The sequence below is a fragment of the Burkholderia latens genome (genome assembly GCF_902499045.1).
GTDB classification, from domain to species: Bacteria; Pseudomonadota; Gammaproteobacteria; order Burkholderiales; family Burkholderiaceae; genus Burkholderia; species Burkholderia latens.
On sequence record NZ_CABVPL010000035.1, the window covers coordinates 14,854 to 38,794 of the forward strand.

Annotated in this window: 19 protein-coding genes; 9 read left to right on the forward strand and 10 right to left on the reverse strand. The window is 67.8% G+C overall.

Going from position 1 to position 23,941, the window contains the following annotated elements:
• Window positions 1-180 precede the first annotated feature (180 nt).
• From BSE24067_RS21620 to BSE24067_RS21635, 4 genes are all read right to left on the reverse strand, one after another.
• Entirely contained in the window at window positions 181-930 is a 750-nt protein-coding gene (locus tag BSE24067_RS21620) for an amino acid ABC transporter ATP-binding protein (protein ID WP_151067151.1), read from the reverse strand.
• On the reverse strand, window positions 917-1,567 hold the full coding sequence (locus BSE24067_RS21625) for an amino acid ABC transporter permease (protein ID WP_151067152.1): 651 nt from the start codon (window positions 1,565-1,567) through the stop codon (window positions 917-919). Before BSE24067_RS21625 ends, BSE24067_RS21620 begins: the two co-directional genes overlap by 14 nt.
• Window positions 1,564-2,250, reverse strand: a complete 687-nt coding sequence (locus BSE24067_RS21630; RefSeq protein ID WP_151067153.1) for an amino acid ABC transporter permease — start codon at window positions 2,248-2,250, stop codon at window positions 1,564-1,566. The genes BSE24067_RS21625 and BSE24067_RS21630 overlap by 4 nt, the downstream gene beginning before the upstream one ends.
• An 89-nt stretch (window positions 2,251-2,339) precedes the next feature.
• Window positions 2,340-3,146, reverse strand: coding sequence for a transporter substrate-binding domain-containing protein (locus BSE24067_RS21635; RefSeq protein WP_151067154.1), 807 nt, complete (start codon window positions 3,144-3,146; stop codon window positions 2,340-2,342).
• A 462-nt stretch (window positions 3,147-3,608) separates the two neighbouring features.
• Between BSE24067_RS21635 and ansP the strand changes: the two genes are divergently transcribed.
• Complete coding sequence (gene ansP / locus BSE24067_RS21640) at window positions 3,609-5,099, forward strand: L-asparagine permease (RefSeq protein WP_151067155.1); 1,491 nt, start codon at window positions 3,609-3,611, stop codon at window positions 5,097-5,099.
• A gap of 67 nt (window positions 5,100-5,166) precedes the next feature.
• On the opposite strand, the gene BSE24067_RS21645 is transcribed toward ansP, so the two are convergent.
• Both BSE24067_RS21645 and BSE24067_RS21650 read right to left on the reverse strand, forming a co-directional pair.
• Complete coding sequence (locus BSE24067_RS21645; protein WP_151067156.1) at window positions 5,167-5,472, reverse strand: DUF4148 domain-containing protein; 306 nt, start codon at window positions 5,470-5,472, stop codon at window positions 5,167-5,169.
• 244 nt (window positions 5,473-5,716) lie between these two features.
• On the reverse strand, window positions 5,717-6,184 hold the full coding sequence (locus tag BSE24067_RS21650; protein ID WP_151067157.1) for an MEKHLA domain-containing protein: 468 nt from the start codon (window positions 6,182-6,184) through the stop codon (window positions 5,717-5,719).
• Window positions 6,185-6,455: 271 nt separating this feature from the next.
• Here BSE24067_RS21650 and BSE24067_RS21655 point away from each other — a divergent pair, with 271 nt between their 5' ends.
• The 3 genes from BSE24067_RS21655 (at window position 6,456) to BSE24067_RS21665 (ending at window position 14,126) form a co-directional block, all read left to right on the forward strand.
• Window positions 6,456-7,112, forward strand: coding sequence for a response regulator transcription factor (locus tag BSE24067_RS21655; RefSeq protein ID WP_174904851.1), 657 nt, complete (start codon window positions 6,456-6,458; stop codon window positions 7,110-7,112).
• 69 nt (window positions 7,113-7,181) lie between these two features.
• On the forward strand, window positions 7,182-12,803 hold the full coding sequence (locus BSE24067_RS21660) for a trifunctional serine/threonine-protein kinase/ATP-binding protein/sensor histidine kinase (protein ID WP_151067158.1): 5,622 nt from the start codon (window positions 7,182-7,184) through the stop codon (window positions 12,801-12,803).
• A 162-nt stretch (window positions 12,804-12,965) separates the two neighbouring features.
• Complete coding sequence (locus BSE24067_RS21665) at window positions 12,966-14,126, forward strand: NAD-dependent formate dehydrogenase (protein ID WP_151067159.1); 1,161 nt, start codon at window positions 12,966-12,968, stop codon at window positions 14,124-14,126.
• A 117-nt stretch (window positions 14,127-14,243) separates the two neighbouring features.
• Here the strand turns inward: BSE24067_RS21665 and BSE24067_RS21670 are convergent, their stop codons facing one another.
• The 3 genes from BSE24067_RS21670 to BSE24067_RS21680 all read right to left on the reverse strand — a co-directional run bounded on the left by BSE24067_RS21670 (window position 14,244) and on the right by BSE24067_RS21680 (window position 16,914).
• Window positions 14,244-15,299, reverse strand: a complete 1,056-nt coding sequence (locus tag BSE24067_RS21670; protein WP_151067762.1) for an alpha/beta hydrolase — start codon at window positions 15,297-15,299, stop codon at window positions 14,244-14,246.
• A 185-nt stretch (window positions 15,300-15,484) separates the two neighbouring features.
• The gene (locus BSE24067_RS21675) at window positions 15,485-16,159 is read right to left on the reverse strand and encodes a response regulator transcription factor (RefSeq protein ID WP_151067760.1); all 675 of its coding nucleotides are present in this window, start codon (window positions 16,157-16,159) and stop codon (window positions 15,485-15,487) included.
• A gap of 368 nt (window positions 16,160-16,527) precedes the next feature.
• On the reverse strand, window positions 16,528-16,914 hold the full coding sequence (locus BSE24067_RS21680) for a response regulator transcription factor (protein ID WP_151067758.1): 387 nt from the start codon (window positions 16,912-16,914) through the stop codon (window positions 16,528-16,530).
• Between the two features lie 418 nt (window positions 16,915-17,332).
• Here BSE24067_RS21680 and BSE24067_RS21685 point away from each other — a divergent pair, with 418 nt between their 5' ends.
• Window positions 17,333-17,686 carry a DUF4148 domain-containing protein gene (locus tag BSE24067_RS21685; RefSeq protein ID WP_151067755.1) on the forward strand — a complete coding sequence of 118 codons (354 nt, stop codon included), beginning with the start codon at window positions 17,333-17,335 and terminating at the stop codon, window positions 17,684-17,686.
• 48 nt (window positions 17,687-17,734) lie between these two features.
• On the opposite strand, the gene BSE24067_RS21690 is transcribed toward BSE24067_RS21685, so the two are convergent.
• On the reverse strand, window positions 17,735-18,556 hold the full coding sequence (locus BSE24067_RS21690; RefSeq protein WP_151067754.1) for an alpha/beta fold hydrolase: 822 nt from the start codon (window positions 18,554-18,556) through the stop codon (window positions 17,735-17,737).
• Between the two features lie 331 nt (window positions 18,557-18,887).
• Here BSE24067_RS21690 and BSE24067_RS21695 point away from each other — a divergent pair, with 331 nt between their 5' ends.
• The 4 genes from BSE24067_RS21695 (at window position 18,888) to nicT (ending at window position 23,935) form a co-directional block, all read left to right on the forward strand.
• Window positions 18,888-20,189 (forward strand): sensor histidine kinase, encoded by a 1,302-nt coding sequence (locus BSE24067_RS21695; RefSeq protein WP_151067752.1) that lies wholly within the window; start codon window positions 18,888-18,890, stop codon window positions 20,187-20,189.
• Window positions 20,186-21,502 carry an MFS transporter gene (locus BSE24067_RS21700; RefSeq protein WP_151067750.1) on the forward strand — a complete coding sequence of 439 codons (1,317 nt, stop codon included), beginning with the start codon at window positions 20,186-20,188 and terminating at the stop codon, window positions 21,500-21,502. The genes BSE24067_RS21695 and BSE24067_RS21700 overlap by 4 nt, the downstream gene beginning before the upstream one ends.
• A gap of 220 nt (window positions 21,503-21,722) precedes the next feature.
• Entirely contained in the window at window positions 21,723-22,754 is a 1,032-nt protein-coding gene (locus tag BSE24067_RS21705) for a DUF4331 family protein (protein WP_151067748.1), read from the forward strand.
• A gap of 71 nt (window positions 22,755-22,825) precedes the next feature.
• A complete protein-coding gene (gene nicT, locus BSE24067_RS21710) occupies window positions 22,826-23,935 on the forward strand; it encodes a Nickel transporter NicT (protein ID WP_151067746.1) in 1,110 nt (369 codons plus the stop codon).
• The last annotated feature ends 6 nt before the right edge of the window (window positions 23,936-23,941 follow it).

Sequence of the window (23,941 nt, forward strand, 5' to 3'; positions counted from 1 at the left end):
GCCGGACATCCGCTCCGCATCGATGCGACGAGGAGTTGTGTCCATTCTGCGATTCGCGCGCTTTCCTGAAGGTGAGGCTTCGATTACGGTTTTGTCATCTGAGCGCTGGCGCATGCCGAAGCGCGTCGCGCCCCGTTTCGTCGAGCGCTGCGCAACGCGCAGGCCCGACCGCCGGATCGCTCAGCGCGCAACGGCTTCCGTATTGCGGACGCTGCCCAGAAACCGCGTCAGCTCGACGGTCTGCGGCCGTTCGAAGATCTCGTCGGCCGTGCCGCTCTCCCACACGCGCCCCTGGTGCATGAACACGACCCTGTCGCTCACTGCGCGCGCGAAGTTCATCTCGTGCGTGACCATGATCAGCGTCATGTCCTCGCGCGCGAGTTGCTCGACGACGCCCAGCACCTCGCCGACGAGCTCGGGATCGAGCGCGGACGTGATTTCATCGCACAGCAGCACGCTCGGCTTCATCGCGAGCGCACGCGCGATCGCGACGCGCTGCTGCTGGCCGCCCGACAGTTGTTCGGGCAACGCGTCGAACTTGTCGCCGAGGCCGACGCGCTCGAGCATCAGCTCCGCGATCGCGCGTGCCTGCTGGCGGTGCGTCTTCTTCACGACCGACTGCGCGAGCATCACGTTCTGTCCGGCGCTCAGATGCGGAAACAGGTTGTATTGCTGGAACACCATGCCGACCTTCAGCCGCAGCGCACGCAGGTCCGCGTGCCGCGCATCGACGCGTTCGCCGTCGATCGAGATCGTGCCCGCGTCGATGCTCTCGAGCCCGTTGAGCGTGCGCAGCAGCGTGCTCTTGCCCGAGCCGCTGCGGCCGATGATCGACACGACCTGCCCGCGCTCGACGGAGAAATCGATGCCCTTGAGCACATGATGGGTGCCGAAGTTCTTTTCGAGACCCCGGGTTTCAACGAGCGGCATGCCATCTCCTTTGCAACGTGCGCGCATAACGGGTAAGCGGATAACAGAGCGCGAAATAGATCAGCGCGACGAGGCCATACACGACGAACGGCCGGAACGTCGCGTTCGAGATCGCGATGCCGACCTTCGTCAGCTCGGTGAAACCGATGATCGACACCAGCGCGGTGTCCTTCACGGCCTGCACGCCGAAGCCGACCGTCGGCGCGATCGCGATGCGCGCGGCCTGCGGCAGGATCACGTGCCGCAGCTGCTCGACGTAGGTCATCGCGAGGCTCGCCGACGCCTCCCATTGCCCCTTCGGCACCGCCTCGACGCAGCCGCGCCAGATCTCGGCCAGATACGCGCTGGTGAAGAACGTGAGCCCCGCCGTGGCCGCGACCCACGGCGAAACGTCGAGCCCGACGAGCGGCAGGCCGAAGAACACGATGAACAGCTGCATCAGCAACGGCGTGCCCTGAAACACTTCGATATAGAGCTTCGCGATGCCGCGCAACACCGTCGAGCCCGACACGCGCATCACGAGCAGCCCGAGGCCGACGACGCCGCCGGTCACGAACGACACGAGCGACAGCACGATCGTCCAGCGCGCGGCCAGCAGCAGATTCGACAGAATCTGCGCGAACGTGAAATCGGTCATCGCGCACCTCGCACACGACGGGAGAACAGATGGCGGCCCATCGCGCCGAGCGCGGCGCGCAGCAGCAGCGCCATCGCCAGATACGCGAGCGTGATCACGAAGTACGTCTCGAACGCGCGGAAGTTGCGCGACTGGATGTAGCCGGCCGCATAGGTCAGGTCGGCCACCGAGATCTGCGACACGACCGCCGACCCAAGCATCGTGATCACGATCTGGCTCGACAGCGCGGGAAACACCTTCGCGAGCGCCTGCGGCAGCACGACGTGGCGCAGCATCTGCGTGCGCGACATCGCGAGCGCCGACGCGGCCTCCAGATGCCCTTTCGGCACGGCGACCACGCCCGCGCGCACGATCTCGACCGAGTACGCGCCAAGATTGAGCGTCATCGCAAGGATCGCGGCCGTGTATTCGCCGATGTGCACGCCGAGCGCCGGCAAGCCGAAGAAGATGAAGAACAGCTGGACGACGAACGGCGTGTTGCGGATCGCCTCGACGTATGCGCCGATCAGCGGCCGCAAGCGCACCGCAGCGCGTGCGTCGGCACTGTATGCGGCCGCACCGAGCACGCCGAGCGCCACGCCGAGCACGGTCGCGACCGCGGTCAGCGCGAGCGTGATCGCCGCGCCGCTCGCGAACACGCCGGCGTAATCGGCGAGTTCGCCGAATTGAAGCTGGTAGCTCATGGGAAGCGGGTAAATTCGGGTTCGGACAACGACACGCGCCGCGCCGGGCATCCCGGCCGCGGCGACGTGTCAGGCTGCATTGCGATGCGTCACAGCCCGGCCGGCAACGGCTGGCCGAGCCACTTGCGCGACATCTCGCCGAGCGTGCCGTCCTGCTTCGCATGCGCGATCGCATCGTCGATCTTCGCGAGCAGGCGCGGTTCGTTCTTGTTGACGCCGACGAAGCACGGCGAATTCTTGATCACGAACTTGACCTCGGGGCGGCGCGGCGGATTCTTCGCGAGAATCGCCGCCGCGACGATGTTGCCGGCCGCGATCAGCTGAACTTGCCCCGACAGGAACGCCTGGATCGTCGCGTTGTTGTCCTCGAAGCGCTTGATCGTCGCGTTCGGCGCGAGTTGCGACAGCGCGATCTCCTCCAGCGCGCCGCGCGTCGCGCCGACCGTCTTGCCGGTCAGGTCGGCGGGCGCGCTCACCTTCACGTCGGCCGGCCCGAACACGCCCTGGAAATACGGCGCGTACGCGCTCGAGAAGTCGATGACCTTCTCGCGCTCCGGCGTCTTGCCGAGCGACGAAATCACCATGTCGACCTTGTTGGTCGTCAGGTACGGAATCCGGTTCGCACTGTTCACGGGCACCAGCTTCAGCTTGACGCCGAGCGCCTTGGCGAGCACGCCGGCCATGTCGATGTCGTAGCCCTGCGGCTGCATGTCCGTGCCGACCGAGCCGAAAGGCGGATAGTCCTCGGGCACAGCGACGCGCAGCGTGCCGCTTTTCGCGATGGTGTCGAGCGCATCGGCATGGGCCGGCGCGGCGGCGAACAGCGCCATCACGGGTGCGGCGAGCAACGCAGCCAGCCAGGTGCGTCGGGGGAACGGTCGGGTCGTCGGGCTCACGGTGAATCTTCCTTGTCTGGTATGTCGTCGTCGGGCAGCGCGCAACGATTGCGCGGCCGATACCATTCCAGCAAGAACCGGGCCATTGCCTTGAAACGCTTGCCGCGCGGGCGTGAGGCGGAAATTCCGAAGCGCCGAATTCCTCATTTTGGTGCATGCGCCGGCACTGGCCGCAGCGGCTGCCCTCGGAGCGCGCGCCGACGCACCAGATTAACTGGCTGGTTCATCCGTCTCCGGAGGGGCCATGCACGGATTCGAACAGGCTCAGTCCAAATTTGCATTCCGTTTGTGACGGGAATTACGGCTGCATACGTTCGCGGCGTACCGTGCCTTTCGCCGCACCGGCGATTCGCAATCAGGATCGGCGTGCTCGATTCCGCGCCCTGGTCCTCCGGTACCGGTGGTCCCGATCGATCCGCGATCGGGATGAATTCAATCCCATCCGTGCGCGAGGATACCGTCATGGCATCGATTCCCGACCCGTCGACAACCGGCGGCACCGACAAACGCAGCTGGCTCGAGTCGCACGAAGCCGGTTATCACAAGACCCTCGGCAATCGGCAGGTGCAGATGATCGCGATCGGCGGGGCCATCGGCACCGGGCTGTTTCTCGGCGCCGGCGCCCGGCTGCAGGCGGCCGGCCCGTCGCTCGCGATCGTCTATCTGGTGTGCGGCGCGTTTTCTTTCCTGATCCTGCGCGCGCTCGGCGAACTCGTGATGCATCGCCCCAGCAGCGGCAGCTTCGTGTCGTACGCACGCGAATTCCTCGGCGAGAAGGCGTCGTTCGTCGCAGGCTGGATGTACTTCCTGAACTGGGCGATGACCGGTATCGTCGACATCACCGCCGTCGCGCTCTACATGCATTACTGGGCGCCGTTCGCGGCCGTGCCGCAGTGGATCTTCGCGCTCGTCGCGCTCTGCATCGTCGCGACGATGAACCTGATCGGCGTGAAGTGGTTCGCCGAGATGGAGTTCTGGTTCGCGCTGATCAAGGTCGCCGCGATCGTGCTGTTTCTCGTGATCGGTTCGGCGATTCTCGGCACGGGCATGCCCGTCGCCGGCCATGACACGGGGATGCATCTGATCACCGACAACGGCGGGTTCTTTCCGCACGGGCTGATGCCGGCGCTGGTGCTGGTGCAGGGCGTGGTGTTCGCGTTCGCGGGCGTCGAACTGGTGGGCACGGCCGCCGGCGAGTGCAAGGATGCGCGCAAGGTACTGCCGCGCGCGATCAACAACGTGATCTGGCGCATCGCGATCTTCTACGTCGCGTCGGTGGTTCTGCTGGTGTGCCTGCTGCCGTGGAGCGCGTACAACGCGGGCCAGAGCCCGTTCGTCACGTTCTTCGGCGCGCTCGGCGTGCCGGGCATCGGCTCGGTGATGAACCTGGTGGTGCTGACGGCCGCGCTGTCGAGCCTCAACTCCGGCCTGTATTCGACGGGACGCGTGCTTCGCTCGCTGTCGATGGGCGGCTCGGCGCCCGCGTTCCTCGCGCGGATGAGCGCGCAATCCGTCCCGTACGCGGGCATTCTGGTGACGGTCGCGATCTATGTGGTCGGCGTGCTGCTCAACTATCTCGTGCCGTCGAGCGTGTTCGAGATCGTGCTCAACATCGCGTCGCTCGGCATCGTCAGCACATGGGGCTTCATCGTCGTGTGCCAGATGAAGTTCCGCGCCGCGGTCAGGCGCGGCGACGTGGCGGACGTGTCGTTCAGGATGCCGGGCGCGCCCGTGACGTCGTGGCTCACGCTGCTGTTCCTGCTCGGTGTGCTGGTGTTGATGGCATTCGACTACCCGAACGGGACGTGGACGATTGCATCGATCCCGCTGGTCGCGCTGATGCTCGTGGGCGGCTGGACGTGGCTGAGCCGTCGCGCGCGCCGCGCGTTGCTCAAGCCGACGATTCCGTCGATCGCCCTCACGCAGAACGTGCTCGAGAACGGAGAAGGCTGAGTCGCGGCGGCATGCATGCCGCTGGACGATCCGCCGCCGGGCCACGGACGGCGGTCGCCCACAGCGTTCAGTGATGCTCGTACAACTGTTGCGTGTCGAGCGACGCGAGCGATTGGGCGTCGGCGCTCGTTGCGGCGACGCTCGGTGCGGCGGCCGATTGCGATTGCTGCGCGGCGACCTTCGCTTCCGCGGCCTGGATGTCGTCGGGATAGTACGGGTCGCTGCCGACGGGACGATAGCCGGCCTTCTCGACGCGGACGAGATCGGCGCGCACGTCGGCTCGCGTGAGCTCATGGCCGGTGGTTTGCGCGAATGCGACGAGCGGTGCGCTCAGCGCACAGGTAAGCAATGCTGCACGAATCAGGTTGTTCATGATGTTCACCTCACAAGATGGCATGTTTGCGTCCGCAGATCAGGCCGGACATCCGCTCCGCATCGATGCGATGAGGAGTTGTGTCCATTCTGCGATTCATGCGCTTTCCTGAAGGTGAGGCTTCGATTACGGTTTTGTCATCCGGCCGCCGGCGTGTGCGGTGTGCGGGCCGATCCGGCCCGCCGCACGCCGCGCACACCGCGCACGCCGGCAACGCGGCCCGTATGCCGGTTTGTCGTCGCGTTCATGCAGACGCGTCGAGCGGCCGCACTTCCGGAATCATCGCGGCCTGACCGCGCACGATGCCGTCCGCGTCCGCGAGCTGCCACACGGTCGCGCGCTCGATCCAGAACCGCTTGCCGGACTTCGTCACGCGCACGCCGCGGTATTCGGACACGAAGCCATCCCGCATCACCTTGTCGAGAAACACCTGGCGCTCGTGTCGCTCCATCGGCTCCGCCGACAGACGCGACGGCAACGCCGTCAGTTCGTCCCAGTCGTATTCGAAGATCGCCTGTGCGCGCTTGTTGCCGTACACGAACACCGGGTCGGCCGACGTGTCGTGCGCAAGGATGCCGAACGGCGCCGTCTCGTACAGCCACGCGGCGCCGTCGGCTGCGCTCATGCCGTCGGGAACGAGCGGGCGGTTCACGAGCCGGCGGTACGAATCGGCAAGAAGGAGGAAGAAGTTTGCATCGGTGCGCAACGACATCGGTCTGGCTCCTGAAATCGGTGAGATACGCCGGTGAGCGAAGGTTCACGGTCCGCCATTATATGAACGAAGCCGAACGAAGCCGCGCACCGCCGCGTCGTCGCAGCATGCGCCGAAGGCGTGCGGACGCCCGCGCCGGCCGAGCTTTTTGACGCGATCGTTGCGCTACCGTTTTGGACATAAAATGCAGGCTCGCCGCACCGGCATGTCACGCGGCAACAGGCTTCGGGCGGTACGCTTCCATTCGGAATTTTCACAGGCGGAGGACGATATGACCGGTATGACCAACGACACGGCCGATCCCGTCGTCTTCGTGATCGACGACGACAGCGCGATGCGCGAAGCGGTCGAAACGTTGCTCGACTCGGTCGGACTGCGCGTCCGGTCGTTCGATGCCGCACCGCCGTTCCAGGCGCTCGACGTGCCGGACGCACCGGCCTGTGTCGTCCTCGACGTCCGGCTCAAGGGGCAAAGCGGGCTTGCGGTGCAGGCGGACATCGCGCGGGAGCTGCGCATCCCGGTCATCCTGATGACCGCGCACGGCGACATCCCGATGTCGGTTCAGGCGATGAAGGCCGGCGCGGTGGACTTCCTGCCGAAACCATTCCGCGGCCAGGACATGATCGACGCGGTCACGCGTGCGCTCGAGAGCGACCGCAAGCGACGTGCGCTCGATCGTTCGGCCGCGCTATTGCGTGCGTGCTACGCATCGTTGACGCCGCGCGAGCGGACGATCATGGCGATGGTCGCGAACGGGCTATTGAACAAGCAGATCGCCACGGAACTGAAGCTGAGCGAAATCACCGTGAAACTGCACCGCGGGCAGGCGATGAAGAAGATGAAATCGCAGTCGCTCGCCGATTTCGTGCTGAAGGCCGATGCGCTGGGGCTCGTCGATCGCGAGAGCCGGTTGGCCGAGCATGCGTGACGGGCATCGGCAAGCGGGCGCGGCCGGCCGCGGCGATACGGCACGAACCGGCGCAACGCAGTGTCCGCCATGAGTGAATCGCCGAATCCGGGCGCCGTCGCCGCGCCCGGGCAGCGGGCCGCCGATGGCGCGCGCACGCGGCAGCTGCCGCCGGCATCCGCGCCGGCGCAGCTTGCCGCCGACCTCCGTCTTTCCGTGGTCTGCGAAGACGAAGACGTCGTTCATGCGCGCGCTTCGCTGACGGACGCACAGGGCAACCGCATTCCCGTGCTGGTCGCGCAGCCGAAAGGCGGCGCGTCGAATCCGGCCGCGTTCGAGCGGCTGCTGAACGAATACCGGATGCGCGACCGGCTGGATGGATCCTGGGCAATGCGGCCGCTGGATCTGCAACGACGCGGCGACAGCATCGCGCTCGTTCTGGAAGACCCGGGCGGCGTTCCGCTCGAACATCTGCTGACCGAAAGGCTCGCGACCGCGCGGTTCCTGACGCTGGCCGTCCAGATCGCGGCCGCCGTCCACCGGATGCATGCCGGCGATATCGTTCACCGGGACCTGAAACCGGGGCATCTGTACGTCGACGACGTCGACGGCGTCGTCAGGATCACGGGCTTCGGCATCGCGTCCGACGCGCCCGAGCAGCACAAGCCGGCGAGTCCGCCGGATCTGATCGCGGGCACGATGGCGTACATGGCGCCGGAGCAGACGGGACGGCTCGATTGCCCGATCGACGCCCGCAGCGATCTGTACAGCATCGGCGTGGTGTTCTATCGGATGCTGACCGGGACGTTGCCGTTCCGGGCCGCGGACGCGTCGGAATGGATTCACAGCCACACGGCCCGACAGCCCGTTGCGCCGCATCTGCGCGCCGATCGCGTCGACCGTCAGCTGTCCGCGATCGTCATGAAACTGCTCGCGAAGGCGCCCGGCGACCGCTATCAGAGCGCGGCCGGGCTCGAGCGCGACCTGCGCCGCTGCATCGCGGAGCTGAGCGCGCACGCGGCAATTCACGCGTTCGATCCGGGCGACGCGGATCCGCCGGGCCGGCTGTCCGGTCCGCGCAAACCATACGGCCGGGAACATGAACTCGCACGGCTGATGCGCGTGCTCGGGCGCGTCACGCACGGCGGGAACCTCGAATTCGCGCTGGTTTCCGGCCATGCCGGCGTCGGCAAGTCGTCGCTGGTGCGCGAGCTGCAAACGGCAATCGGCCCGTCGCACGGCACGTTCGCCGTCGGAAAGTGCGATCAGCACAATCGCGAGGCGCCGTATGCGGCCGTCGCGCTCGCGCTGAAAAGCATGGTGAGGTCGCTGTTCACGCAACCGGAGGACACGTTGCGCGCGTGGCGCGACGCGCTGCGCGATGCAGTCGGGCCGAACGGCAAGCTGATCACCGACTTCGTGCCCGATCTCACGTTGCTGCTGGGTGAGCAACCGAGTGTGCCGGAGCTGCCGCTGCAGCACGCCCATACGCGGTTTCAGCGGGTGCTGCACCGCTTCCTTCGGGTGTTCGCACGGCTGAAGCCTCCGCTCGTCGTGTGCATCGACGATCTCCAGTGGGCCGATGCGGCCACGCTGGAGCTGCTCGACAGCATCGGCGGCCAGCACGACATGCGCGGCATCCTGCTGATCGGCGCGTATCGCGACAACGAAGCCGGCGCTGCGGATTCGCTACGGCAGATGCGCGCGCGGATGAAGTCGGCCGGCGTGGCCGTCGAGGAAATACGGCTGACGCCACTCACGGTCTCGCAGACGACCGCCGTCGTCGGCGATATCCTGCGGTCCGACTGCGAGTGCGTGGAGCCGCTCGCCCGCATCGTTCACGCGAAGACCGCCGGCAATCCGTTCTTCGTCGTTCAGTTCGTGCATGCGCTCGCCGAAGAGAACGTGCTTCGGCTCGATCGATCGGCGGGACGATGGTCATGGGACCTGCAGGCCGTCGGGAGCGCACGCTACACGGACAACGTCGCGGAGCTGATGTCGGTCCGGCTCGAACGCTTGCCGCGACCATGCAAGGACGCGCTTCGCGCGCTCGCATGTCTCGGCAACAGCGCGACGGTGCGCAGCCTCGCGATCGTCCGGCACACGACCGAAGACGCGCTGCATGCGCAGCTTCGGCTCGCGACGCGGCAGCAGCTGGTCGAACGCGTCGGCGACACGTACCGGTTTGCGCACGACCGGATCCAGGAAGCGGCGTATGCGCTGATTCCCGATGCCGCACGAGCCGGCACGCACCTGGAGATCGGCCGGCGCCTGCTGCCGCATCTGCCCGCGTCCAGCGACGACGGGCTGCTGTTCGACATCGCGGGCCAGTTCGAGCGGGCCGGCAACGATGCCCTGTCGGCAGACGAGCGGCACGCGGCGGCCGCGCTCAATCTGCGCGCCGGCATTCGCGCGAAATCGTCGGCAGCGTACGGCGCCGCACTGCGTTATCTGCGAACCGGCGCCGGCCTGCTGGCGCTCGCCCCGGATACGCGCGCGCCCGGCATCCGCTTCGAGTTCGAGCTGGAGCTGGCCGAATGCGAGTTCCTCACCGGCGAACTCGCGGCGGCCGGGTGCCGCCTCGCGGCGCTTCGCGCCGACACGCTGACCGTCGTCGATCGCGGCCGGGTTGCCGTGCGGCGGATGGACGTCCATACGGCGCTCGATCGAAGCGCAGAGGCGATCGCGGTCGCGCTGGATTTCCTGCGGCACGTGGGCATCGACGTGCCGGCCCGTCCGTCGGATCTCGACGTTCACGATGAATACACGGCGCTGCGCCGACGCGCCGCCGCGCTGACCATCGACGACATCGCCGGATCGCAGCCGATGGCCGATCCCGTTGCGCTGATCACGCTGGAAGTGTTGACCCGCCTGCTGTCCGCGGCGTGCTTCACCGATTTCAACCTGAATTCGCTGATCACGTGCAAGGCGATCAACATCAGCCTCGCGAGCGGGAACTGCGAAGCGTCGTGCGTCGCGTATGGCACGTTGAGCCGGATTGCGGGCCCGCGTTTCGGCGATTTCGAACTCGGCATCCGCTTCGGCGAGGCAGGCTATCGAATCGCCGAACGCAACGCGCAGCACCGCTTCCATGCGAGCACCTGCATGGTGTATGCCATTTTCACGCTGCGCTGGATCACGCACGTCCGGTTGTCCGAAGACACGCTGAGGCGCGCGTTCGCCGCCGCGAACAAGGCCGGCGACCTGCTGTACGCGTCGTATTCGCTGAACTGCCTGAACACGAATTTCCTGTTCGCCGGCGATCCGCTTGCATCCGTCCATGACGAAGCCGAACGCGGGCTCGCGTTCGCCCGGAACGCGCAACATGGCCTCGTGGTCGACATCGTGTCGACGCAACTCGCGCTGGTGCGCACGTTGCGCGGACAGACGACGCGGCCCGGATCGTTCGACGACGGACACTTCGACGAGCATGCGTTCGAAGCGCATCTCGCGGACAATCCCGGGCTCGCGATCGCGGCATGCTGGTACTGGATCCGCAAGATGCAGGCGCGCTACCTGTTCGGCGATCACGAGGCAGCGCTCGAATCGCTACGGCACGCGCAGGCGCTGCTGTGGACGTCGTCGATGTTTCTCGAGGAGGCCGAGTTCCACTTCTACGCCGCGCTGACGTTGTCCGCGGCGATCGACGATGCCGGCCCCGGCGAACGTGCCGGCCTGCTCGAGCGGTTCGTCGTGCACCAGGCGCACCTCGACGTGCTGGCCCGCCACTTCCCGGAAAACTTCGAGCATCGCGCGGCGCTGCTCGGTGCCGAGCGTGCGCGAATCGAGTCCCGCACGCTCGATGCGCAGCAACTGTACGAACAGGCGATCCGTTCGGCTCGCGCGAACGACTTCCCGCATCAGGAGGCGCTCGCGAGCGAGCGTGCCGCCTGCTTTTACCGCACGCGGGGCTTCGACATCATATCGGACGCCTATGCGCGCAATGCCCGCTACGGATACATGCGCTGGGGCGCGGATGCGAAAGTCCGCCAGCTCGACCGCGCTTACCCTCACCTCGCCGCCGGGATGCACGATCACGGCCGCCGCGAAACGATCCGGTCGACGGCCGGGGAAATCGACTACGCAATGTTGATCGACGTGTCGCAGCGCGTGTCGTCGGAGATCGTTCCGGAGAAGGTGATCGACACGTTCATGAAGGCCGCGCTCACGCACTCCGGCGCAAGTCGCGGGCTGCTGATCCTGGCGTCCGGAAACGGCGGCGGCGATGCGAGCATCCACGCGGAAGCCACGGTTCACGACGACGCGGTCGCCGTCGCCCAGGAAAGCTCGCCGCTCGACGCGGATCGCCTGCCGGTCGCGACCCTCCACTACGTGCTGCGGACGCGCAAGACCGTATCGAGCCCGGACGCGTTGACGGATCCCGTCTGCGCGGCCGATCCCTATACGACCGCGCAGCGCGTGCGTTCGATTCTCTGCATGCCGCTGCTGCGCGGCGACGAACTGACCGGCGCGCTGTACCTCGAGAGCCGGCTCGCCACCGGCGTCTTCGCGCCGGCGCGCCTCGCGGCGCTCGGCGTACTCGCGTCGCAGGTGGCGATCACGCTGCAGAACGCGCGGCTGTATCGCGAGCTGTCCGAACGCGAGGCGCGGATCCGTCGCCTCGTCGACGCGAACATCATCGGCATCTTCATCTATGCGCTCGACGGAACGATCATGGATGCGAATTCCGCGCTCCTCGACCTGATCGGCTATAGCCGCGACGAACTCGAACGCGGGCAGTTGAACTGGCGATCGCTCACGCCGCCCGAATGGATCGAGGCCGATTTGCAGATCCACGAGCCGACGCTTCGCGCGACCGGCGTGCTGCCTCCGATCGAGAAGGAGTACTTTCGGAAGGACGGCAGCCGCGCGCCCATCCTGGTCGGTGCGGCGATGTTCTCGTCGAGCGGGCAGGACGGCGTCGCGTTCGTCCTCGACCTGAGCGAAAGCAAGCGCGCCGACGCGCGCGCGCGGGAAAGCGAGAGTCGTTTCCGCGAAATGCAGCAGGAGCTGGCGCACGCGAACCGCGTGTCGGCCGTCGGGCAACTGACCGCAACGATCAGTCACGAGGTCAAGCAGCCGATCGCCGCGATGGCCGCGAACGCGGATGCCGCGTTGCGATGGCTGGCCGCGCGGCCGTCGAACGTCGAGCGCGCATCCAAGGCGCTCGACCTGATCGTTCGCGACGCGCTGCGAGCGGGCGACATCATCGACCGCATCCGCAACTTCGTCCGGAAATCGCCGGTGCGCGAGGAGACGGTGGACGTCAACGCGGCGATTCTCGACATCCTGTTCGTGACGCGGCGCGATGCGGAAAAGAACGGCATCTGTATCGACACGGACTTCGCGACGCCGGCGCCGCTCGTGGTCGGCGATCGCGTCCAGCTCCAGCAGGTGATCCTCAACCTGATCGTCAACGCGATCGAGGCGATGCATGCGGTCAACGAAGGCCGCCGAAGCCTGATCATCTCGACGTCGAATACCGACGGCGGCAGCGTCGAAATCTGCGTGGCCGACTCCGGGCCCGGCGTATCGGACGCCCATATGGACCGCCTTTTCGAGCCGTTCTTCACGACGAAGGACACGGGAATGGGCGTCGGGCTGTCGATCGCGCATTCGGTCGTCGCCGCGCACGGCGGCCGGCTGCATGCGACTGCCCGGCAACCGGCCGGCACGACGTTTCACGTGATGCTTCCGTCGGCGCGCGCGTGACGGCGCCGCGCAGCGGCGGCAACGTCGCGCGCATCGCGCATGCGGCCCATGCGATTCGGAAAAAATCCGTGCGCTGACAGAACGACACCCCAATCGCCTCTCCTAATCTGCGACGAGAACGCGTTCCGCAGACGAATGATTTCGCAGACCAGGAGAACACGAATGGCGAAGGTGCTGTGTGTGCTGTATCCCGACCCGGCGACCGGCTATCCGCCGCGTTACGTGCGCGACGACATCCCCGTCATCGCCGCGTATCCCGGCGGCCAACGACTGCCGTCGCCGCAAGGCGAGCCGGGTATCAAGCCGGGCGCGCTCGCCGGATGCGTATCGGGCGAGCTCGGCTTGCGGCCGTATCTGGAAGCGCATGGGCACGAACTGGTCGTGACGAGCGACAAGGACGGCGCCGGCTCGATCTTCGAGCAACACCTGCCGGATGCGGACGTCGTCATTTCGCAGCCGTTCTGGCCCGCCTACCTGACGCGCGAGCGGATCGCGAAAGCGCGCAAGCTGAAACTCGCGCTGACCGCCGGGATCGGATCCGATCACGTGGACCTGCAGGCCGCGGCGGAGCGCGGCATCGTCGTCGCGGAGGAAACGTTCTCGAACAGCATCAGCGTGGCCGAACACGTGGTCATGACCGTGCTCGCGCTGGTGCGCAACTTCGTGCCGGCCCAGCGGATCGCCGTGGACGGCGGCTGGAACATCGCCGATTGCGTGAGCCGCAGCTACGATCTCGAAGGGATGCACTTCGGGACGATCGGCGCGGGACGCATCGGTCTCGCCGTGCTGCGCCGGCTGAAACCGTTCGACGTGCATCTGCACTACACGAGCCGCCATCGGCTGTCGTCCGGCCTCGAACGTGAACTCGGCCTCGTCTACCACCCCACTCCGCAGTCGCTGGTGCGTGTCTGCGACGTCATCAATCTTCAATGCCCGCTTTATCCGGCGACGGAACGCATGTTCGACGACGAGATGTTCAGCCACGTCAAACCCGGCGCCTATCTGATCAACACGGCGCGCGGCAGGCTGTGCGACACGGACGCGGTCGTGCGCGCGCTCGAATCGGGGCGTCTCGCCGGCTATGGCGGCGACGTGTGGTTTCCGCAGCCCGCGCCGGCCGATCATCCGTGGCGGCGGATGCCGAATGCCGCGATGACGCCTCACATCTCCGGCACGTCGCTGTCCGCGCAAGCGCGCTACGCGGCGGGCACGCTCGAGATCCTGCAGTGCTTCCTCGAAGGCAGGCCGATCCGTCCGGAATATCTGATCGTCGACGGCGGAAAGCTCGCCGGCACCGGCGCCGCATCGTACAACCTGACGTAACGCGCGCGGCGGCCGGCGAACGCGGCGCGCGGCGCAGGTCGCGCGGCGAACGGCCGGCAGGCCGGCCCGCGTCCGCCGCGCGAAGCGGGCGTCGCGGACGGCCGCCGACCGCGGCCGTTACTGCCCGATGTGCTCGCGAATGCCGGCGCTGATCTGCTCGAGCGCCGCCTCGGTCGACGGCACATGGCGCAGCGCGTTCAGCAGCACGAAATCGTGAATCGTGCCGTTGTAGCGGACGGCCGCGACGCTCACGCCCGCGTCCTTCAGCTTGCGCGCATACGCTTCGCCCTCGTCGCGCAGCGGATCGTTCTCGGCGGTCACGACGAGCGCGGGCGGCAGCCCCTTCAGTTCGTCGTTGCTCGCACGAAGCGGCGACACGTACGGGTTGTCGCGCGTCTTCGCATCGGGCGCATACAGATCCCAGCCATATTTCATGAACGCGCGGGCGAGGAAGCGTCCCGTCGCATACTCGCGATACGAATCGGTATCGACGCTGGCGTCGGTCGCCGGAATCAGCAGCGCCTGATAGCTGATCTTCGGCCCGTTGCGGTCCTTGGCCATCAGCGTCAGCGCCGCGGCCATATTGCCGCCGACGGAGTTGCCGGCCACCGCGATCCGGGAGCCGTCGGCGCCGAACTGGCCGGCGTTGGCAGCGGCCCACTTCAGCGCCGCGTACGACTCCTCCAGCTGCGTCGGGAATTTCGCCTGCGGCAGCGGCGTGTATTCGACGAAAACGGCAACCTGGCCCGAGCCGACCACGAGGTCGCGCACGAGACGCCGATGATTCGCGAAGTTGCCGACGATCCAGACGCCGCCGTGGATGAACAGCAGCACGCCCGGCTTGCCCTCGGTGCGGGCCGGCTTCACGATGTACAGCTTCACCGTGCGCCCGTCCGCGGTGATCGTTCGCTCGGTGGTCGTGACGCCGGACATGTCGACCGGCGTCTGGTCCTGCAGATGCGTCAGGATCTCCTGCGGCTTCGGCTGCGGCAACTCCCAGAACGGGCTGCTGTCCTTGTCGAGCGCGACGAGGAACGGCCGAATCTGCGGATCGATGTGCTCGTCCGTCGCAGGGTCCGCGGGCGACGCGGCGGCCGTCGACGACGCGACGCCGAGCGTCGCACAGGCGGCGATGGCCGCGACAACCAGCTTCTTCCTGAGTGGCATGTTCATTTGATCCCCTTTGCTTTTCCGGTATGACGGGATGATGCGTCGCGCTTTTCGCTGCACGATGCGCAGCGCGCGACCTGCGTGCCGCGAGCGAACGCGCTCGCAGGCGCAGCCATCATGCCGGTTGCATCGACGGGATCTTTTCGCGGCCCCGGCGCGCTTGCCGATTCGAACGGCGGCGCGCGGAATCAGGCTCCGCGCATACTCGGCGCGGCGGCGGCGTCGCCGGGTTGACCGACGCCGAGCGCTTCCGCCTTCTTGACGAAGTCGGCGAGCGAGCGCGCGTCCATCTTCTTCATCGCCTGCCCGCGATGGATCTTCACGGTGATTTCGCTGAGATGCATTTCGGCGGCGATCTGCTTGTTCATCAGTCCGCTCGCGACGAACGCCATCACTTCGCGCTCGCGCGCCGACAACGTCGCATAGCGGGCGCGCAGATCGCCGAGCGCGCGCTGCGCGCGCCTGCATTGCGCGTCGCGTGCGAGCGCGGCGGACACGGCGTCGAGCATGTCCTGCTCACGGAACGGTTTCGCGAGGAAATCCATCGCGCCGGCCTTCATTGCCTTCACCGACATCGCGATGTCGCCGTACGCGGTCATGAAGATGACCGGCAGATGCAGGTCGGCGGCTGCGATCTGCTCCTGGACCGCGAGGCCGCTCTGGCCTTTCAGGCGCACGTCGAGAATCAGGCAGCTCGGCACGTCGGGCTTGTCGAACGCGAGAAACGCGTGTGCGGACGCGAATGCGTGCACGCGCAATCCCACCGATCGAAGCAGCATGTCGACGGCCGTGCGCATCGATTCGTCGTCGTCGACGACGTAGACGATCGACTGCCCGGCCGGATCTTGCGCGTCAGTGCTCATTACACGTTTCCTGTTCGACGGGCCGCACGAACGGCATGACCGCACCCGGACACGCATGCAGGCCAGCCCGGATCCGCGCGCCGGGCGCTTCGACGATCGATCGGCAAATCGACAACCCCATTCCCATGTGATCCTCCGTGGTCGTGAACGGTGCGCTGGACAGGCGGGACGCCGGCGCCGGTGTCTCGCACGACCACCTGCGCGTGCAAATCCGCGAACGGCGCGCGAGTTCGAGCGATTCTCGCACAATGGCGTTCGGATCGAGCGGCGTCTGCCCGGGTGCGCGGCGCTTGCCAGAGCGCGAGCGTGCCGGAGGCGCGCATCATCGCCGCGGTGCGGCACGCCGCGACAGGAAAAGGATCGGCCGGTCAGCGCGCCGCATCGGCCCCGCCCGCCTTCACCGCTTCCAGACGGCGCGCCATTTCGGCCGAGTCGACCGGTTTGGCGAGCACGCAGACGGCACCCATGTCGAGCGCCTGCCGCCGGACCGAATCCGACGCGAACGCGGTAATGAAAATGACCGGTGGCGCGATGTCGCCGTCGACGAGACGCCGATACATTTCCAGGCCGGAAATGCCAGGCATCTGGACGTCCGAGATGATGCAGCAGACGTCCGCGAGGCCGTCCGCTGCCAGAAACTGTTCCGCGCACGCGTAGAGGCGGGCCGTCCAGCCAAGGGAACGCACCAGGCTCGACGTTGCGACGCGAACGGATTCGTCGTCGTCGATAATCGAAACGATCGGATTTTTCTGCAAACCTCGGGCCCTCGGCCGAAATCGTACGGCGGGCGGCCGGCTGCCGGCCACCCCAACGGCAGCCATGTTAGAGAAATCGGCGGCCCGCGCAAATCATATGGACGTATAGTCGCCGCCCGCGTGCTGCCGCACCCGCCGGCGCACCGCCGCGCGACGGCAGGCGCCGCTCGCGATCCGGCGAATCCGCACTCTTGCGTGCGTCCGCGCAACGACGCGCGGCGCGCGTTCCCTATATTCGGTGCATCGACCACCGATCTGCAGCCGGTCCGTCAACGTCGCCACGCCGGGTCGCGGCGATCCTGCACGCCGGGCGTCACCCCGGGCCGCCGCATCGATCGGGTTCCACGCAGCACGGGTCGTCACCGGCGTGCTTGCACGCCTTACCACCATCCCCGTTGATATCCGAAGGAGCGTCATCATGAAGCACATCGCCATCTCACTGATTCTGGGCGCCTGCTCGCTGATCCCCGCCGCCGGCTTCGCGCAAACCGCCGCGCCGGTCACGCGCGCGCAGGTACGCGCGGACCTGGCTCGCATCGAGCAGGCGGGCTATCTGCCGTCGCGCGGCGCCAATGCCGACTATCCGGCCGACATCCAGGCCGCGGAAGCGAAAGCCGCCGCAAACGACACGCAGCACGCGCTCGCCCAGGGATACGGCGGCACGCCCGACTGGGGCCGCAGCGCGGCCGGCACCCGCGCCGCACGCACCGTCGCGAAAGGCGCGGGCTGTGTCGGGCCGGCCAGCTTCTGCACGCCGTACTTCGGCAGCTGAAGCGCGCCGCGCCGCGCGCCGCCGGTGCGCGCGGCGCGGCACGGCGCGTCACGCGCGGATGAACGCGAGCAGATCGGCGTTCACGCGATCGGCATGCGTCGTGCACAACCCGTGCGGCGCACCCGGATAGACCGTCAGCCGCGCGTCGCGAACCATTTCGGCCGACAGCCTTCCCGAATCGTCGAGCGGCACGATCTGGTCGTCGTCGCCCTGCAGGACCAGCGTCGGCACGTCGATGCGCCGCAGGTCGCCGGTAAAGTCGGTTTCGGAGAAGGCCTCGATGCAGTCGTACGCGCTCTTGATCGAGCACTGCATGCCGGCAAGCCAGAATGCGTCCACCGTACCCTGAGACAACTTCGCGCCGTCGCGATTGAAGCCGTAGAACGGCACCGCAAGATCCTTGAAGAACTGCGAGCGGTTCCCGATGACCCCGCTGCGAATGTCGTCGAACACCGACAGCGGCAGCCCGCCCGGGTTCGCGGCCGTCTTCAGCATCAGCGGCGGCACGGCGGCGATCAGCACCGCCTTCGCGACGCGCCGCGTGCCGTGCCGGCCGATGTAGCGCGCCACTTCGCCGCCGCCGGTCGAGTGGCCGACGAGCACCGCGTCGGCCAGATCGAGATGCTCGATCAGCTCGGCCAGATCGTCGGCGTACCGCGACATGTCGTTCCCGTCCCACGGCTGGCTCGAGCGGCCGTGTCCGCGGCGGTCGTGCGCGATCGCGCGAAAACCGCGCTCGGCCAGATACATCATCTGCGCATCCCACGCGTCGGCGTTCAGCGGCCAGCCGTGCGAGAACACCACGGGCTGTCCCGTGCCCCAATCCTTGTAAAACAGTTCAGTGCCGTCTTTCAGTACGAGCTTCGCCATCTTCATGCTCCTTCGAGAATGCCGCTGTCGCGCGCCGTCGCGGGACAAGCAGCGGTATCGCACGACCTGCGCAGCGGCCCGTTGCCGACCGCACCATCGTGCATCCGCGTCATTCTCGGTGCCGCCCGGCCTGCCGCTTTTTCGTGCAACCCCGCCATATTTCCGTTGCGCACGACCGCGACGCCGCACGCGTCGCGAGCGCCCGATGCGGCCGTCGCGGGCCGCGATCCGGCCATTTTGGCCGTGTATAATCGCCGCGCATTTTTCAGCGAGATGGCGTGCCCCGTGTCGCGGGGAGTCGCTCGGAACACGGCCAACGCAGCTTCCCACCATGAACGAATCCGTCGCAGCGCCGGGCAGCATGCACGATCGCGAGACGCGCGCCGCCATCGACGCGCGCGTCGACGCGCTGTTTCGCAGCGCGCCGATCCCGATCCTGATCGAAGACTGGTCCGGCATCAAACGCTGGGTCGATGCGCTGAAGGCGCGCGGCGTGACCGATCTCGACGCCTACCTCGACGCGCATCCCGGCGTCATCGACGAAGTTCGCCGGATGCATGCGTTCGTCGATGCGAACGATGCGACGCTGTCGCTGTTCGACGCGGAATCGAAGGACGCGTTTTTCGCCGCGGCCGCGCAATTGCTGCCGGCGAGCCGGGTCAGCAATTCGCAGGTCCTGCGCGCGATGTTCGAAGGCCGCACGTCGTGCCAGGGCGAACGCACGCTGTCCACGTTGACGGGCAGGAAAGTGCCGATCGTCTGGCGCTGCTCGCTGCCGGCCGACGGCGACGCGTACCGCCGGCTTCATTTCTACGCATTCGACGTCACCGAATACAAGGAGAACGGCGAACGGCTCGACGCGCTGCGCGCGCAGCTTGCGCGTACGGCCCGTGCATCGATGATGGGCCAGCTCGTTGCGTCGATCACGCACGAGATCGGCCAGCCGCTCGGCGCGATTCGCACGGCGCTCGACGCGGCCGTGCGGTGGCTCGACCGTGCCGAACCGGACATCCCCGAGGCCACGGCCGCGTTTCGTCACGCGTCGCGATGGACGGACGACCTGGCGAACATCTGCCGGCGGCTGCGCGGGTTCCTGGCCGGTGCGCCGGTGGAGGCCGTCGAGCTCGACTGCGCGGACGTCGTGGGCTCGGCCATGCAGCTGGTCGCATCGGAAGCCGGCGCGCATGCGATCACGCTCACGAGCGAAATCGCCGCCGGCGCGACGGCGTATGCGGACCGGATTCAACTGCAGCAAGTGCTGACCAACCTGCTGATCAACGGCATTCATGCGATCGGCGCGGCGCCTGCCGACGCGCGTGCGCCGCTGTTGCGCGTGCGCGCCGGCCGCTACGACGACACGCATACGCTGTTCGAGGTCGCCGATACCGGTTGCGGGATCGCCAGCAGCCCGCCCGACGCGATCTTTCAGCCGTTTTCCAGCACCAAGCGCGACGGAATGGGGATGGGTCTGCCGATTTCGAAATCGATCGTCGAAGCGCACGGCGGCACGATCTGGATCGACGACACGGGCCCGCACGGCACGCGGCTCTGCTTCACGCTGCCTTCGTCCGAGCACGCGCGCCGCCGCCCGTCCGACGGGGCCGCGGCGGTATCCGCACAGGCGGGAAATTGACCTGGCGGCACGCGTGCGCGCCGGTCGGCGCCGTCCGCCCGGCCGGCGGCGACGCGCGGCATCGCGCCCGCGAGCGCCGGATTCTCGCGACGATCGTCGCGGCGAACGCGCTGGAGTTCTTCGACTATTTCTCGTATGCCGTGTTCGCGGCATTCATCACGCGCACGTTCTTCCCGCACGTGGCCGGCGCGTACGGCCCGCTGCTTTCGCTCGGCGCGTTCGCGGCCGGATTTCTGTCACGGCCGCTCGGCGCGATCGCGATCGGCGTTCATGCGGATGCGGCCGGCCGCAAGCCGGCACTGCTGCTCACCGCCGCGCTCGTGACGGCGGGCTCGCTCGGCCTCGCCGTGATTCCCGGCTATGCGACGCTCGGCATCGCCGCGCCAATCGCCGTGCTGCTGTGCCGGATCCTGCAGGGCATCGCGATCGGCGGCGAGATGGGCGCGTCCGGCGCGCTGCTGCTCGAGCGGTGTCCGCCCGAGCGCGCATGCACGTATGCGGGCTGGCTGATGGCCGGACAAGGCGTCGCGCTCGTCGCGGCGGGCGTGTGCGGCGTCGCGCTGTACGCGATGCTGGGCGCCGCGCAGGTCGAGCGCTGGGGATGGCGCGTGCCGTTCGCGCTCGCGTCCGCGCTGATTCCCGTCCAGATCTACTTGCGCCGCCATATCGACGAAACGTGGGAGCCGCGCACCGCGGCGATTGCGTTCCGCGGGATGCTCGCGCGTGATCGCGGCCGATGGCTGTTCGCGATCGCACTGATTTTCGGCGGCACGGTGCCGACCTACGTCGCCGCGTACACGACGACCTTCGGTGTCGCGGGGCCGCCGCCGTCCGCGTATGCGTCGTTCGTCACGACCGCGGCCGTCGGTGCGGTCACGTTCGCACTGTCGATCGCGGGCGGCCGTCTCGCCGATCGCATCGGCCGCATCCGCACGATCGTGCTCGCCCGCGCGCTGACGATGGTCGTCGTGCTCCCCGCGTTCCACGTCGCGGCCGCTCACGCGCATCCGCTCGTGCTCACCGGCGTGGTCGCGCTGTTCGCGGGGCTGTCGGCGCTCGCCGGCGCGCCGAGCATCGTCGCGATCCTCGACATGTTCCCCGCGCGCGGCCGCGCGGCAGCGCTGTCCGTCGTCTATGCGACGGGCGTCGCACTGTTCGGCGGCACCGCGCCTGTCGTCGTCGCGTCCGTGAACGCATGGGCCGGCACGCGCGGCGCCGCGGGCGCATACGTGTTCGCGTCGGCGGCCGTCACACTGGCCGCGATAGCCGTCTTTCAAGCGACCCGCACACGAGCGCCCGCCGCACGACGCTGAACGCGCGCCGCATCGCCGTCGTGCGATTCCGCAAACGCCCGTCGCTTGCCGACAGCACCCCTCCCTGCGCGCATCCAGAATCCGCCTGTCGTCGGGCGTCTCTTCGATCGAGGCGTCCGGCGTCCCGCTGAAAAGCGACGAAGACCGCGCCGACGTGCATCGCGCGATACGCGGCGCGGCACGTCGCTCCACCACAGCTCCACTTCGGACAGGATCGCCCATGTCACACCATCTCGACTCTCCGCTCGCCCGACAGGACATTCGGCTCGACATCACCGACCTCTACTGCTTTCGCGGCGAGACGGGCACGGTGCTCGTCATCAACGTCTGCCACTCGATCGCCGGCGACGTGCCGACGCCTGGCTATCACCCGGAAGGCTTCTACGAATTCAAGCTCGACCTGAACGGTGACGCGATCGAGGAGCTGACGTACCGGATCCGCTTCGACGCGCGCGATGCGCACGGGCGTCAGCGCTTCGAGCTGCGCCGCATCGCCGGCGCGGCCGCGACCGATCCGCATGCCGACGGCGAGCTCGTGGTTCGCGGCAGCACCGACGAAGCGGCCGCCGCGCCATCCGGCGTGCGCGTCTGGGCCGGCAACGCGGGCGACCCGTTCTGGATCGAGCCGGACGTGCTGCATGCGGTCGGCCATGCGTTCCAGGACGGCACGCCGCTCGACCTCGGCACGTGGCAGCCGGGCGATGCGCGCAACCTGTTCGCGGGCCACACGGTGTACTCGATCGTGCTCGAAGTGCCGGACGCCGAACTCGTCCCGGCCGCCGGCGCGAACCGCAGGATCGGCGTGTGGGCGGTCGCGACGCTCGCGACGGACGCGGGCGGCTGGCGATCGATCAATCGCGTCGGGCTCCCGATGATTCATCCGCTCTTCACGCAATACAACGAGGACCTCGGCGACCGGTTGAATGCGGGCCGCCCCGCCGACGACTTCGCGACGTACGGCGAAACCGTGATCGCGTCGGTTGCCGGCGCGGTGCGCGCGAACGGTACGGCCGAGGATCCGCTCGGGTACGCGACGGCCGTCGCGCACCGGTTCCTGCCGAACATCCTGCCGTACACGATCGGCACGCGCGCCGTGTTCGGCATGGCCGAGTGGAACGGACGATCGCTCACCGACAACGCGCCGGACGTGATGTTCACGATCGCGGCGAACACGCCGATCCGGCTCGGCATCGGCAAGGAATCGGTCACGTCGAAGCCGTCTTCCACGTTCCCGTACGTCCCGAAAGCCTGACGCCAGCCCGGCGTCTCCCGCACCCGGCGTCCGCGCGCCGGGTGCGTCTCTCCCCTTTCATCGAGGCCGCCATGCCTGCACGTCGACACCACCCGCCGCCCGGCACCGCCAACGCCGGCCGGCATCGCATCATGCCGATCGATCCCGCCGCGCTCGCGATCGTTGCGTTCATCGCACTGCTGCACGTCGTCGGCTGGGGGACGCTGATCGCGCTGATCGTCCCGCAGCATCTGAGCGTCGGTTCCCGCGCGTTCGGAATCGGCGCGGGCATCACCGCGTATTCGCTCGGCATGCGCCACGCGTTCGATGCCGATCACATCGCCGCGATCGACAACACCACGCGCAAGCTGCTCGGCGAAGGCAAGCGTTCGGCGAGCGTCGGCTTCTGGTTTTCGTTCGGTCACTCGAGCATCGTGTTCGGGCTCGCCGTGCTCATCTCGCTCGGGATGCGCTCGCTGTCCGCGCACGTGGTCGACGCAGGGTCGACGCTGCGCGGGCTGACCAGCGTGCTCGGCGCGGTCGTGTCGAGCGTCTTCCTCTATGCGATCGCGGCGCTGAACGTCGCGGCGTTCCATGATCTGTACGCGGCCTTCCGCGCGATGCGCACGGGCCGCTACGACGAAGCGCAGCTCGAGCGGCGCCTCGAGTCGCGCGGCCTCGTCGCGCGCGTGCTCGCGCCGCTGATGCGCATCGTCCGCAAGCCGGCCCACATGTACTTCGTCGGGCTGCTGTTCGGGCTCGGCTTCGATACGGCCACGGAAATCGCGCTGCTGGTGCTGACCGGCTCCGGCGCCGCGTCCGGTCTGCCGTGGTACGCGATTCTCTGTCTGCCCGTGCTGTTCGCGGCCGGCATGCTGCTGTTCGACACGATCGACGGCTCGTTCATGCACGCCGCATACGGCTGGGCGCTCGCGCAGCCCGTTCGCAAGATCTACTACAACCTCGTCGTCACCGGGCTTTCGATCGGTGTCGCGCTCGTCATCGGCACCGTCGAGGTGCTCGGCCTGATCAACCGCGCGCTGGGCCCGCACGGCGCGGCCGGCACATGGGTCGCGGCGCTCGACCTGAACGACCTCGGCTTCGCGATCGTCGGCCTGTTCGTCGCGACCTGGGCCGTCTCGATCGCGATCTGGAAGTTCGCACGCATCGAGCAGCGCTGGGCCGTCGGCCGCGACGCATAGCGTTCG